Here is a 13,398-nt window from a genome sequence, read left to right on the forward strand (position 1 = left end):
TGTCTGCTTTGTTATTGCGGCTCTGCCTCACCCGGCTGCTCAGGCTCGGGCAGCGGATCGCGGCCGGACCACGTCTTGAGGACGGTCCAGGCCACGGCGGTGGTCGGCACGGCCAGCAGCGCTCCAACGATGCCTGCGAGCAGGGTGCCGGCAGCCAGGGCGAGCAGAATGGCCAGCCCGTGGATTCTGAGCACTTTGCCCATCAGGACCGGCTGCAGGAAGTGGTGTTCAAGCTGGTTCACGCCGATGACGACGGCGAGGACGATGAGCGCCTGAACGGGGCCTTTGGAGATCAGGGCGACGGCGATGGCGAGGGTACCTGCAACGGTGGCCCCGATGATCGGGATGAATCCGCCCATGAAGATGAATACGCCCAGCGGAAGGGCCAGGGGAACTCCCAGGATGACGAGGGTGATCCCGACGACAAGACCGTCGATTGCGGCGACGATTGCGGTGCCGCGGACGTAACCGCCCAGGACGACGGTGCTGCGGTCTGCGGCCAGGCGTGCCTTGGCGCGGTGGTCAGCGGGAAGGAAGCCGATGAGAAAGGTCCGGATCTCAGGCCCGTCCTTGAGGAAGAAGAACAGCGTCACGACCATCAAGATGGCGCCGGCGAAGATTTCCCCCACGGCGCGTGCCCCGATGAGGGCTTCTGCACCGAAGGTGCTGGAGGTGAAGAACTCCCGCACCGAGTCGATGGCGGCGGTGATCTGTTTGTCGCTGATTGGGACAGGTCCGGTGGTGAGGAAGGAGTGCAGCTGGGCAACCCCGGCGGCGGCGTGGGCTGAGAGCTCTGCCCACTGGCGGGAGACCAGGATCACGATGCCGGTGATGATGCCGCCGACGACAGCGAGGATGGCCACGAATGAGGCTACGACGGCGAGGGCCCGCGGCCACGAGCGCTCCGTGAGCCAGCGGACCAGCGGCGAGATGGCGGCGGCCAGGATGACGGCAATCAGGACCGGGATGATGACGAGTGGAACACGGGTCGCGGTCCAGATGATCGCCCATGCGAGGGCGGCCACCGTGAGGGCCTGGACGGATCGGATGCTGGCCCGGCCGAGTCCGTCCGACCATATGGCCGCAATACCGGTGTGGGGTTCGGTCATCGGGCTCTCTCTTTCGCAGCGCTGAACTATCGCGGCTACTTCCAGTTCAGGGGTTTCGGCCTGGACTGTTGCCACATATCGTAAAACCGAGCGCGGGCCTGATCCCCGCGTAGCTGTTCCAAGGCATGTAGGCGCCCGTAGCTGAATCCGTTGCCTCCGTTGGCCGCGGACTCTGCCGCGAGTGTGAGCAGGGTTTGTCGGGTGACCACGCTGTCCTGGAAGTCTCCGAGTATTTCCTGGATGCCCTCCGCGGCCCGGGCAAGGGCAGTTGCTTGTTTGCCGAAAATCGGGGAGGCGGCTTCAGCGGCATAGCGGAGCCGCTTGGCGCTCTTTCGAACTTCGTGCAGTGCAACATCCTGCGGCCCCCGTCCGGTGGCGCTGTCTACGGCGCGGACCGCTGCGTTCAGGCGTTTTCGTTCCCCTGAGACGAGCCGTCCAACCGTCCGCAGCGCTTCGTTTTGTGCTGAGGCGCTGAGTGGAGGTGCTGCAAGGAAGGCATCGAGGGAATCGAGGAGACGGAAGTAGCGGTCGCTGTCCAGCGCCGCCAAGCCTGCGGCACGGCCCTGCTGCTGGATGGTGCCGAGATGCTCTTCGACTTGCTGCGCAACAGGACCGATCAACAGCTCCTGTGGTTCGGCGTCGAGCATGTCCTTCAGCCTGGCGCGGATGACCTCGGTGTCCCGGGCCTGGCCCACGGTGCCGGCGAGCCACTGGAGTTCGGCCCGCAGGAACTTGGCGGTCGTCCCATCTGTGAGCTTCCGGAAGGTCGCCAATGCTGACCGTAACCGGCGCGCGGACACCCGAAGTTGATGCACGGCATCGGGCGCATCGACTCTGACTCCCGGGTCATGGAACTTCAGGGCGCCTGCCTGTTGGAACATGTAGGACAGCGCGACGTCCGAGGCCGGCCCGTGCCGGCTCGGCTTTGGGGCGGCTTCGGGATCCCCCGGATAGGTGGATCCGAGAGCCCTGGCCAGCTTGGACGGCAGGGAGGAGACGGGGACTCCCTCAGCTGCGAGCAGTGCGTCGGCGTCCTGGAGCAGCTGCCGGGGACCGTCGGCGAGTTCAATCTCCCACTCCCGCCACCGAGACGGTGCTGCCGGGGCTAACAGGGATTGCGCCTCGACGTGGTCGTCGCTGAACTGGGCCAGGACGGCGCCGTCGGCGGCGTACAAGGGGGTCGAACTCCGGTTCGTCTTGACGCGTGCCACGGGCACCAGTATCTGGCTGCGGGTGTGAACGAGCACTAACTGGCGCAAAAGCTCCGGCACGGCATCCTGGTCGCCTCCAAGCGGCTCCCCTATCTCCCGCCGCTCCCCCGCGGTGACTGGGAGTTTGAGGTGCCAGCCGGCATCCGGACCGCCGGACCGGCGGCGCAGGGTGATCCGCCGTGCGGCCAGCGCCAGTGCCTCAGTATCAAAGTAGACGGCATCCAGCTGCTCTGTAACGGGTTGCCCGACGCGAGCCACCCCTTGGATTGCTCCCAGTTGCGGGAGGGCGTCGGATTCCGAAGGGCTGTACTTGTGTTCCACCTCAATGACTTCGGAACCGGCCATACTCCATTCTAGGAACCGGCATGCCCGCCCGCCCGTGCCCTAAGCCCTCTTTCAGGGGAACCCGGCATCGCGGCTGCGCCTGCCAGGGGCACGTGGCGAAGCTCCGGTCAAATAGCGGTTGACCGGAGCTTCGGGACCATTATGGGCAGTGATTCCTGTGTATTGGCCGGGAAAGGCCGCCGCCGCTAGGGGTTGAGAAATTCGCTCATGAGGGGCGCATTGCGGACGTTGTCGGTCAGGGGCGTCAGCCCCCACACGTCCTCGATGGTGTGCAGCAACGAATAGTGCGAGTAGGCGGAATGGGAGGTGAAGCCCTTCCGCGCCGCCGGGCCGGCAAATACCGTGGCCACCCGGTTGTCGTCTTTGCTGCCCTCGTCCCACGTAAGCACCAGCAGGGAGTTCTGCGTCGTGAAGGCCGGTGACCCAAGAATCCGCGGCACCTCGCGGGAGAGCCAGTCGTCTCCGGTACTGATGGGACAGTCGTGGGTGTCGTTGCACATGTCTGGGCTGATGAAGGAGTAGTCCGGCAGGGCCGACGCCGACTGCAGGTCCTGTTCCAGCCGGCCATACGGCACAACATGGTCCGAGCACGAGGCCAAATCGTCCGTCACGGCGGGGTAGTACATGAACGGATTGTGCTTCACCGCATACCGCCGGGAGTCGTGCGCAACGCAGGGCGCGGGCATGCCCTCGGCGTACATTTTCCACGTCCGTCCGGATTGGGTGATCTCATCGGCGATGGAGCGCACATCGGCGGTGCAGGACTTCGGTTTGCAGTCGCTGGTGATCCCCGCGTTGGTCCCGCTCGTCAGGGCGAGGTAGTTGGGCAGGCTCGGATGCGTAATGGCCCGATAGTTGGCGGCCGTGGAGAATTCCGCCGCCAGCTTGTTGAAGTAGCCTGCCTCGCTGGCTCCCATGATCTGCGAGGCCGCCTTGTTTTCCTGGACGATGATCACAATGTGTTCGATTCCGCCGTTGCCCTGCCGCCCCGGCTCCGGGTGCGGCGCCGGCTGTGCGAAGTACGGGGACGGTGGAGGGGTCGCGGCGGGAGGCGTGTCCTGGCCCGGGGGCCGGGACGGGGATTCGGCAGGAGCCGACTCAGCAGGCGTGGATTGGGGCGGTGTGGATTGGAAGGGCGCAGGCGGGCTCGCTTGGAAGGGTTGCACCGGGGTGCACCCCGCCAACAGCATCGCCAGCGCCCAAACGCCCGCCAGACCCCCTCGGCCGATCCGCGTCATCGGACCATGCTAGCGGCCGGCATCGGCGCGGCCAATGCCGTCTGCGGGCAGGGTCTCAGGTCCGGCTCAGGTCCCGGAATCGAGGGCACTCCGGACGGTGCCCAGCAGGGACAGGAACCGCTCATTGCCCGGCAGGTCATCGATCAGGACCACGCCCTCGGGAGCGGCCAGCGGGATGCGCCAGTTCGGGTACTCGGTGCTGGTGCCCGGCTGGTTCTGGGTCCGGGTCTCCCCCACGGCGTCCACGAGCGCCACGCCCAGCAGCGAGGACGGGGCCAACGCCGTGTAGGCGTACAGCGCCTCCACCGTGGCCCGGACATCGGTGCCGCCGGTGTCCGTCAGCAGGCCGCGTGCCCGGACCTGGCCCAGCACTGCCTCTTGCTCGGCCGCGGCCTCGGCGCGTTCTTCATCAATGGGGCGCCGCAACAGCCCGAGCGATTCCCGCAAAGTGACATGTTCCCCGGCAAGGTAACCCGCCGTCGGGGGCAGATCGTGGGTGTTGACGCTGGTCAGGCATTGCCGGCGGTAGTGCTCCGGCGGGATCGGGCCGTCGGCGTCGTGTTCGAACCAGAGAATTGATGTGCCGAAGATCCCCCGTTCGGCCAGGTAGCCGCGGACCCACGGCTCGAACACGCCCAGGTCTTCGCCGATCACGATCGCCCCGGCCCGTTGCGCCTCGAGGGCCAGGATGCCGATGAGCGCCTCGTAGTCGTAATGCACGTACGTGCCGTGCTCCGGGCCGGCGCCCTCGGGGATCCACCACAACCGGAACAAGCCGAGGATATGGTCCACGCGGATGCCGCCGGCGTGCCGCAGCACGGTCCGGAGCATGTCCCGGTAGGCGGCATAGCCGGATTCGGCGAGCCGGCCCGGGTGCCACGGCGGCTGGGACCAGTTCTGGCCCAGCTGGTTGAACATGTCCGGAGGTGCGCCCACCGTAACGCCCCGGGCGAGAACGCCGGCCAGCGTCCAGGCGTCGGCACCGCCAGGCTTCACGCCAACGGCGAGGTCATGGACCACACCGATCCCCATCCCCGCCTGGCGTGCAGAACGCTGGGCCGCCTCGAGCTGCTGGTCGCAGAGCCACTGGAGCCAGCAGTGGAACTCGATCCGGGCGGCGAGCCTCTGCCGCTGCTCCACACAGTATGGCGAGGCCGGGGATGCCGCCGCCCCGGCCCATTCCGGCGCCGACTGCGGCAGCTGTTCGGCGAGCGCACACCACAGCGCAAAGTCCTCGAGCCCCTGCCCCTGCTCGGCACAGAAGTCCGCGAACTGCCGCGTGCGGGCCGGACCGCGGCGAACCGCAAACACGAGCTCCAGGGCCGTGAGCTTCGCCGTGTAGCTGGCGTTGCGGTCCAGGAGGTCCCGTGACCGGTTGGCCGCCTGCAAACCTTCGGCCAGGCGTGCCACCTCGGCCCGGCCTGCAGCGTCCAGGTAACCGTATTCCGGGATTTCCTCCACCCGCAGGTAGAGCGGGCTGAAAAAGCGCCGGGTGGCGGGCAGGTACGGGGAGTCCTCGACCGGCGGCACGGGTTCGGCGGCATGCAGCGGGTTGACCAGCACAAAGCCGGCCCCCTGCTCACCGGCAACCGCGGCGAGGTCGCTGAGGTCCGCGAAGTCGCCAATCCCCCAGGACCGGGAGGACCGCACGGAGTACAGCTGGGCCGTCAGCCCCCAGGTGCGGCGTTTCGCGAGCACGGCAGGGGCCCGGAGCTGGTCGGGCGTCACAACCAGCGGGCACTGCGCCAGGGTGCCTTCGGCGTCGGCTGTCAGGGTGTGCCAGCCCAGGCCGAGGCCGCCGGGAATGGCGAACGTGGCACGTCCTGTCAGGACGCCGTCGACGTCAACCGGCTGGTCCCAGTTCTCCCGCTGGACGGCGTCATGCCTGCTGCCGTCCTCGGCATCGATCCAGACGCGGACACCGCTGCCGTGCGGGACATGGACATCCAAGGGGGTCTCCCGTCCCTCCCTCACCACAAGAACCGGCGGGAGGGTGCGCCGCCACGGTGCCAGCCGGGACTCGGCCAGGGAGCGCTGCTGCTCCTGGAGCCCGTCGGCGGGGACACCGAGGGCCGCCAGCACGTCCCGCAGCGTTCCGGCGGCCACGGAGTGCTCTACTCCGTCCCAGCCCCAGTAGCTCGTGTCCACGCCATGGGCCGCGGCGAGTTCGCGCAGCAGTGCGTCAGCCATGTCAGTGACCCCGGGGTTCCCGGGACTTCCAGGTGAACCTGCGTATTCCGGGTTTGCGGGGTTTTCGGTGGTCTCGGGATGCGTCTGGTCCGCCATGCGCCCACTCTAGACGCTGCCTCCGCGCCCCGCGCCCCCTCCGTGGATGTGCGATTCACCTACCAGTTCTTCGAGTCCCTCCACGGCGGCCGCAAACGCAGGACCGATGGACGGGTACCACCACGGACACTGCCCGCGGCGCGGAAAGGCCCTTCCGACCGTTTAGGCGCCGCCACAGCGCCCGCGCTAGCCTTGCACTCTATGGTTGACGTCGAACGGTTCCGGATCCTGCTGCACGAGGAACGTCACCGGAAGCTTGCCCTCCTGCCCGCTCTCCGCGAAGACATCACCTCGGTCAATGCCGCCCGCCGGGACTCCAATGTCGACGACGAGCACGATCCCGAGGGCACCACCATCGCCTTCGAGCTGTCCCAGGCATCCGCGCTCCTGGAACAGAGCCGGGCCTCCTTGGCGCAGATCGATGCCGCCCTTTCCCGGATGGAAGAGGGCACCTACGGGATCTGCGCAGTGTGCGGCGCCCCGATCCCCGAGGGCCGGCTGGAGGCCAGGCCCTGGACGGCGTACTGCATCGAGCATGCCTCGGGCAGGACATGACCCGCCACGGCCTCCCGGTGGAACCGAACCTGGCCCTGACGTGGTGGGAGCGGATCGTTGCCGGGTTCACCCACACCCCCAGCCCGCACGTGACCAGTACCGAGCTCGTGGCGGTGATCCTGCTGGCCGTCGCCGTGTCCCTGCCGCGCCAGACCTGGCGCTACTTTGGTCTGCTCGCCACCGTGACCCACGAACTCGGACACGCGTTCGCCGCCCTCACCTCCGGCCAGCGGCTCGGGGGCATCCGGCTGGGCCTGGACCACTCCGGCACCACCACGACTTACAGCCGGAGCCGGCTCTCCGCCGCCTGGTCGACCTTCTGGGGTTACCCCGTGCCCGCCGTCGTTGGTGCAGTGATGGTCTGGTGCGGATTCAACGGCTGGGGACCCGCCGCGATGTCGGTGGGCACGCTGATCCTCCTGGCGTCATTCCTGTTCCTGCGCAACGGCGTCGGCCTCCTCATCACTGCCGCCGCCGTGCTGGGCTCGGCGCTCCTGGTGCTGTTTGTGCCGCCGGCGTTCAACGCTCACGTGATGATCGTGCTGGGCCTGGCGCTCCTGGTCGCGGCCGTCAGGGATCTCGGCAAACTGGCGAACGTCCATCTGCGGCACCGCGACAGGCTCCCGACGTCGGACGCCTACCTGCTGGCCCGGGCCACCTCCGTCCCCGCCGCGGTATGGATTGCGCTCTTCGCCGCCGTGGTGGCCGGCGCCTGGTGGTTTGCCTGGCAGCCCATGGCGCCGGTGTTCACCGCCATGTAGTGCGCAACAGTGTTCGGACCGTTCAGTGCCCGGCCTTAGGCTGGGACCATGAGCCAGAGAACCCACACCGACGATCCGGGATTCAGCACCAAGGGCGCCTACGTGACCGGCGGCGAGGAATTCACCCGGGACACCAACTACATTGAGGACCGGATCACCCGGGACGGCGGCGCGGGCCGCAACGGCGAGCCCGGCTGGCCGGTGGAGCCTGGCCGCTACCGCCTCATCGCGGCGCGTGCCTGCCCGTGGGCCAACCGCACGGTGATCGTGCGCCGGCTGCTCGGGCTGGAAGAGGTCATCTCCCTCGGCCAGCCCGGTCCCACCCACGACGCCCGGTCCTGGACGTTCGACCTCGACCCGGATGGCAGGGACCCCGTCCTCGGGATTGAGCGCATCCAGGACGCGTACTTCCGCCGCTTCCCCGGCTACCCCCGAGGGATTACCGTCCCGGCGATCGTGGACGTGCCCAGCGGGCAGGTCGTCACCAACGACTTCGCCCAGATCACGCTCGACTTTTCCACGCAGTGGGCGCAGTATCACCGGGCCGGTGCGCCGGAGCTGTACCCGGAGCACCTGAGGGAAGAAATCGACGCCGTCAACAAGCGCGTCTTCACCGAAGTGAACAACGGGGTCTACCGGTGCGGCTTCGCCGGTTCCCAGGAGGCCTATAACGCCGCCTACGATCGGCTCTGGACGGCTCTCGACTGGCTCGAAGACCGCCTGGCCGGGCAACGCTACCTGGTGGGCGACACCATCACGGAGGCAGATGTCCGCCTGTTCACGACGCTGGCCCGCTTCGACGCCGTGTATCACGGCCACTTCAAGTGCAACCGGCAAAAGCTCAGCGAGATGCCGGTCCTGTGGGCCTACGCCCGCGACCTATTCCAGACGCCCGGGTTCGGTGACACCACCGACTTTGTGCAGATCAAGGAGCACTACTACATCGTCCATGAGGACATCAATCCCACCGGAGTGGTCCCGCGCGGACCTGAACTGGGCAACTGGCTCTCAGAACACGGCCGCGAAGCGCTGGGCGGCCGGCCGTTCGGCGACGGCACGGCTCCCGGACCGGTCCGCGCCGGTGAAGAGGTCGCCCCGGGACACGGCGCAGCCTGATGCCGGCAGCGGCCGGCGCGGAGCCGGGGTGGGGCACGGCAAGCGGAGCTGTGGAGACGGGAGCTGTGGACACATCAGCGCGGACCGTCTCGACCGGCCTTGCCACCCCCGAATTCGCGGAAGTTCGTGAGCTCTTCGACTCCTTCCTGTCCGATGACGCGGGCTACAGCGCGCAACTGTCCGTCTACCGCCGCGGCACCAAGGTGGTGGACCTTTACGGCGGCCCGGGCTTCGCGCCAGGGGACATCACTGGCACCTAATCCTGTTCCAAGGGAGTCGCCGCATTCGTGATCGCCCTCCTCGTCCAGGACGGCCGGCTCGACCTTGACCGGACCGTCGCGTCCTACTGGCCGGAGTTCGGCGTCCAGGGCAAGGACCGGCTCACCGTGCGGCAGGCCCTGTCCCATCAGGCGGGGCTGCCCGGCGTCGTCGGCGGTTTTCCGCTGGCGGAGTTCACCACGCCCGCCGCGGCACGGCGTCTCGCGGCCTCGGCGCCGCTGTGGCGCCCGGGCACGGCCTTCGGCTACCACGCACTGACCATGGGGATCCTGATGGAGGAGCTTTGCCGCCGTATCTCCGGGATGCCGCTCCAGGGGCTCTACGACGCACGCATCCGCCACCCGTGGGGCATTGACTTCTTCCTGGGCCTGCCTGAGGACCAGGAACCGCGATACCGCGAGGTACTCTACGATCCCGACCCGGCCCAGCCGTGGCTGGACCCGCTCAGCCTCGATGGCCTGGTCAGCAACGCGCCGGTCAGCACCATCATGGAGCTGCCCAACCATCGGTCAGTGCGCGCCTCGGGGATGAGCAGCGCCGGAGGTGTGGGGTCAGCCGACGGGCTGGCCAGGCTCTATGCCGCCGCCACAACGGGGGTGGACGGCAGCCCCGCGTTCCTGAACCCGGCCACCATCGATCTCATGGCCGCGGAGCAGGTCTGGGGACTGGACCGTTGCTCCGGCTCGGACAACGCCTTCGCCGTGGTGTTCATGAAACCCCAGCCGGGACGGAACTTCGGCAGCCATCTGGCGTTCGGACACGAGGGCGCCAACGCTGCCCTCGGCTTCGCGGATCCCGGCTACGGCCTCGGGTTCGGGTATGTGCCCCGCCGCAGCGAAGAGGGCAGGACCGGGGGCCGGGCCCAGCGGCTGTCCGCGGCGGTGCGGCGGGCCGCCCACGCCGCGTCCTGAGCGGGTCCGCATCGGTTCCTTCGGCGCCTCCCGGGGTTCGTCCAGTTGTCGCAGGAGCCTCCCGGCCCTAGGGTGAGCCGAATGGCCCTTCCAGAAAAGACTGTCGGCAGCCCGCCCTCCCCGCTGCGCCGATGGACCCGAACCGCGGGCAGCGCAGTCGCCGCGGCCGTGCTGTGGCCCCGGCTCCAGCTGGCCCTGAAGGCAGGGCTGGCCGCGGGCATCGCCTTCGCGATCGCCCCCTTCATGCCGGGCTCCGCCGCCGAGTATCCGTACTACGCCCCGCTCGGCGCCTTGGTGGCCATGTACGAGAACGTTGCCGGTTCCATGCGCCAGGGCGTACAGACGCTCGTCGGACTGGCGATCGGCGTCGGTCTTGCGTTCATGCTGTTCAGCCTCGGCGCGCCATCTCCGTGGACGGTCGCGGTGGTCATGGGCCTGGGCGTTATTCTTGCCGGCCTGCCCAAGATCGGTTCGGGCCGGGACTGGATCCCGACGGCGGCGCTTCTGGTGCTGTTGGTCGGCGGCCATAATCCGGACTCGTTCTCGTTCGGGTACCTCTTCCAGATGGGCGTCGGCGTCACGGTGGGCATCATCGTGAACCTGCTGGTCTTCCCGCCGCTGCACTTCCGGGCCGCGGCCCTGAGTATCGCGGAACTGCGCCAGGCGCTCGCCCAGCAGCTCTGGGACATGGGCAAGGCCCTCAAGGAAAGCTGGCCGCCGGAACATCAGGACTGGTCCCGCCGCTCGGAGGCGCTCGCAGCCCACGCCCGCTCCGTGCGCCTCGCCGTCGAGAAGGCCGATGCGAGCCGCCAGGCCAATCCCCGCCGCCACCTGCATCCGCGCGATATGGAGCTCGACTACCGGAACCTGCGGGACCTCGAGCGGCTGACCTTCCACGTCCAGGACGTGACCCAGGTGCTCTCGGACGTCATCTGGGACCATGACACCCCGTTCGTGGTCCCCGACGCCTACGCGGCGCCCCTCGGGGACGCCATGGCCTCCGTCGGGGACGTGCTGCGTGCCTTGGAGGAAGAACAGCCGGAACGCCAGGCCGAACTGGCCCGCTCCGCCGACGCGGCCATCAACGAGCTGACGGCCCGGCTTGCCGCCGAACAGCACAGCAGGGACGCCCCGAGCGCGGTGGAATCCATCCTCGTGAGCCTCCACCGCATGCTGCGCGTCGCCACGCCGGGCCGGCCGGAGGCAGAACCGGCCAACACGCCTGCAAGCTAGGCAAACGCGCGGCGTCCGCCCGCTGGGCAGGCCCGACGGAACGGACGGCGGCGGCGGGGGCTGGGTTGTCCCGGCCCGGGAGATTCGTCCCGGGCCCGGCTACGGCAGCGCCGCGACAGAACCGCTGAAGTGCCGGCGCCCGGACAGCGGGTTCCACGCCACATAGTCGGAGCGCTGCCATGGGCCCCCGTCGGCCTGCACCGTGCTGATGTCCAGCGCCACGCGGGCCGGCAGGAACACGGGCGCTTCGAAGGCGACGTCCCAGCGGAACGAGTCCCCCCTGACGGCGCCGACGTCGGCCAGCGCCCGGGACGCCAGGTACATGCCGTGGGCAAGGGACCGCCGCTGACCGAGAGCCTTGGCAGTCAGGACGCTCAGGTGGATGGGGTTGAAGTCGCCGGACACAGCCGCGTAGGCCCGCCCGGTGTCAACGCCCAGCTGCCACAGGGCCGTGGGGTCCGGCACCGAGAACGGCGGCAGCGTCAACGGCACCGAGGTCTTGTCGATCCCGGGCAGGAACACCCCTTTGGCCAGGTAGGTCGAGACCCCGCGCCAGCGGACGGCGTCCTGGCCGGCGGCACGGACCTCTGCCACGACATCGAGCTGCGTGCCTGCCCGGTGTCCGCGCAGGTCCTGCACCCGGGCCCGGATATCCAGGGCCTGGGTGAACAGGACCGGCGCGGACTGCACCACCGTGTTGCTGAGGTGGATCATGCCCAGCAGGGGCAGCGGAAAATCGTCCCGGTTCAGCACGCTCATGGCCAGCGGAAACGCCAGGGCATGGATAAAGCCGGCCGGCAGGACATCGCTCGCGCTCTCGCCGATCAGGTGCTGGTAGGCCGTCAGGTTGGCGACGTCGGCCTTCACGCCGCGCACCTCGTGGGTGTAGGCCGGCAGCTCGGTGCCGCCGTGGGTGCCCAGAACCCGTCGCCGCGCCGCCGCGGCCGCCGCGTTGACGTAGAGCTTGGACAGGGCCGGCATCTCGCCGAGGATGACGGTCTGGGAACCGCTCATGCGCCCACCAGGTTCTGCCCGCAGACGCGCAGCACCTCGCCGGAAATCCCGCCGGCAGCGTCGCTGGCCAGGAACGCGATGGCCTCGGCGACGTCGCCGGGCTGGCCGCCCTGCTGCAGGGAGTTGAGCCGCCGTGCCACTTCGCGGGTCGCGAAGGGGATCCGGGCGGTCATCTCGGTTTCGATGAACCCCGGAGCGACGGCGTTGATGGACCCGCCGCGCCCGCCGATCAGCGGCGCCGTGGCACGGACCATGCCGATCACGCCGGCCTTGGACGCGGCATAGTTGGTCTGGCCGCGGTTTCCGGCGATGCCGCTGGTGGAGGCCACGGACACAATCCTGGGCGAGCCGCGGAAATGCTCCGAGGCCAGGAGCGCCTCATTGATCCGCAGTTGAGCGGCGATGTTGACGGCGATCACGGAGTTCCAGCGGCCCGCGTCCATGTTGGCCAGGAGCTTGTCACGGGTGATCCCGGCGTTGTGGATGACGATGTCCAGCCGGCCGTGCCGTGCCGCGGCGTGGTCGATGATCCGTTGGCCGGCGTCGTCGCGGCTGATGTCCAGCTGCAGGGCCGTCCCGTGGACCTCGTTGGCCACCTCAGCAAGATGGTCCCCGGCCGCCGGGATGTCGACGAGGATGACCGTGGCGCCGTCGCGGTACAGGGTGCGGGCGATCGCGGCCCCGATTCCCCGGGCGGCGCCGGTCACCACGGCCACCTTGCCGGCCAGCGGCTTCCCGACGTCCCCGGGCAGCTGCCCGGCGTCGGAGCTGACGGTCAGGAACTGCCCGTCCACAAACGCCGAGCGGCCCGACAGGAAGAACCTCAACGCCCCCAGCGTCGCGGGGCTCGTAGGCCGTGCGCCGTCCCCGAGCAGGATGCCGTTGCCGGTGGCGCCGGCCCGGAGTTCCTTCGCCAAAGACCGCAGGAGACCGTCCACGCCCTGCCGGGCCGCTGCCGTTGCCGGCCCCGGCGCGGAGTCTGCCGTGCGGGACACGGTGATGAGGCGGGCGTTCGGGGCGAGATCGCGCAGCGAGGCGGCCGCGGTGAGGACGGGTTTTTCGAGGTCGCCGGGGTGGGCCAGTTCGTCCAGTACCAGGATGATGGCGCCGAGCTTTTCCTTGGGTATCGCGTGACGGCGGACATCGAGGTTCCAGGCCAGGAGTGTGGCGGCGAGCTCGTCCGCGCCGCCGGTTGATCCCTGGACCAGTACGGGCCCTTCGATGAGGGGGCGGCCGGGCTGGTACCGTCGGAGGGCCACCGGCTGCGGGAGGCCGAGCCGCTTGGCGATGTCCTTGCCGAGTCCGTGGCTGACGAACTGGGTGTATTTGTCGCTCATCCG

Annotated in this window: 10 protein-coding genes and 1 pseudogene; 5 read left to right on the forward strand and 6 right to left on the reverse strand. The window is 68.9% G+C overall.

The genetic code is table 11. The features are described 5' to 3' along the window. Window positions 1-11 precede the first annotated feature (11 nt). The 4 genes from MRBLAR12_RS02170 to malQ all read right to left on the reverse strand — a co-directional run bounded on the left by MRBLAR12_RS02170 (window position 12) and on the right by malQ (window position 6,189). Window positions 12-1,109 (reverse strand): AI-2E family transporter, encoded by a 1,098-nt coding sequence (locus MRBLAR12_RS02170; protein WP_364743194.1) that lies wholly within the window; start codon window positions 1,107-1,109, stop codon window positions 12-14. Window positions 1,110-1,144: 35 nt separating this feature from the next. Further along, window positions 1,145-2,665, reverse strand: a complete 1,521-nt coding sequence (locus MRBLAR12_RS02175; RefSeq protein WP_364743197.1) for a CYTH and CHAD domain-containing protein — start codon at window positions 2,663-2,665, stop codon at window positions 1,145-1,147. A gap of 185 nt (window positions 2,666-2,850) precedes the next feature. Next, a complete protein-coding gene (locus MRBLAR12_RS02180) occupies window positions 2,851-3,621 on the reverse strand; it encodes an alkaline phosphatase family protein (RefSeq protein WP_364743200.1) in 771 nt (256 codons plus the stop codon). 348 nt (window positions 3,622-3,969) lie between these two features. Continuing rightward, window positions 3,970-6,189, reverse strand: a complete 2,220-nt coding sequence (gene malQ, locus MRBLAR12_RS02185; RefSeq protein WP_364743202.1) for a 4-alpha-glucanotransferase — start codon at window positions 6,187-6,189, stop codon at window positions 3,970-3,972. 201 nt (window positions 6,190-6,390) lie between these two features. Here malQ and MRBLAR12_RS02190 point away from each other — a divergent pair, with 201 nt between their 5' ends. From MRBLAR12_RS02190 to MRBLAR12_RS02210, 5 genes and pseudogenes are all read left to right on the forward strand, one after another. Next, a complete protein-coding gene (locus MRBLAR12_RS02190; RefSeq protein WP_229992582.1) occupies window positions 6,391-6,744 on the forward strand; it encodes a TraR/DksA family transcriptional regulator in 354 nt (117 codons plus the stop codon). Beyond that, a complete protein-coding gene (locus tag MRBLAR12_RS02195) occupies window positions 6,741-7,505 on the forward strand; it encodes a M50 family metallopeptidase (protein WP_229992583.1) in 765 nt (254 codons plus the stop codon). The genes MRBLAR12_RS02190 and MRBLAR12_RS02195 overlap by 4 nt, the downstream gene beginning before the upstream one ends. A gap of 48 nt (window positions 7,506-7,553) precedes the next feature. Further along, window positions 7,554-8,621, forward strand: a complete 1,068-nt coding sequence (locus tag MRBLAR12_RS02200) for a glutathione S-transferase family protein (protein WP_229992584.1) — start codon at window positions 7,554-7,556, stop codon at window positions 8,619-8,621. Window positions 8,622-8,686: 65 nt separating this feature from the next. Further along, window positions 8,687-9,811 (forward strand): annotated as a pseudogene (locus tag MRBLAR12_RS02205) (serine hydrolase domain-containing protein). Window positions 9,812-9,982: 171 nt separating this feature from the next. Beyond that, entirely contained in the window at window positions 9,983-11,044 is a 1,062-nt protein-coding gene (locus MRBLAR12_RS02210; protein ID WP_229992647.1) for an FUSC family protein, read from the forward strand. A 99-nt stretch (window positions 11,045-11,143) separates the two neighbouring features. Here the strand turns inward: MRBLAR12_RS02210 and MRBLAR12_RS02215 are convergent, their stop codons facing one another. Both MRBLAR12_RS02215 and MRBLAR12_RS02220 read right to left on the reverse strand, forming a co-directional pair. Further along, window positions 11,144-12,058, reverse strand: coding sequence for a MaoC family dehydratase (locus MRBLAR12_RS02215; protein ID WP_229992585.1), 915 nt, complete (start codon window positions 12,056-12,058; stop codon window positions 11,144-11,146). Continuing rightward, on the reverse strand, window positions 12,055-13,395 hold the full coding sequence (locus tag MRBLAR12_RS02220) for a 3-oxoacyl-ACP reductase (protein WP_364743207.1): 1,341 nt from the start codon (window positions 13,393-13,395) through the stop codon (window positions 12,055-12,057). Before MRBLAR12_RS02220 ends, MRBLAR12_RS02215 begins: the two co-directional genes overlap by 4 nt. Window positions 13,396-13,398: the final 3 nt, after the last annotated feature.

The organism is Arthrobacter sp. LAR12-1-1.1 (assembly GCF_040676555.1).
Classification (GTDB): Bacteria; Actinomycetota; Actinomycetes; order Actinomycetales; family Micrococcaceae; genus Arthrobacter.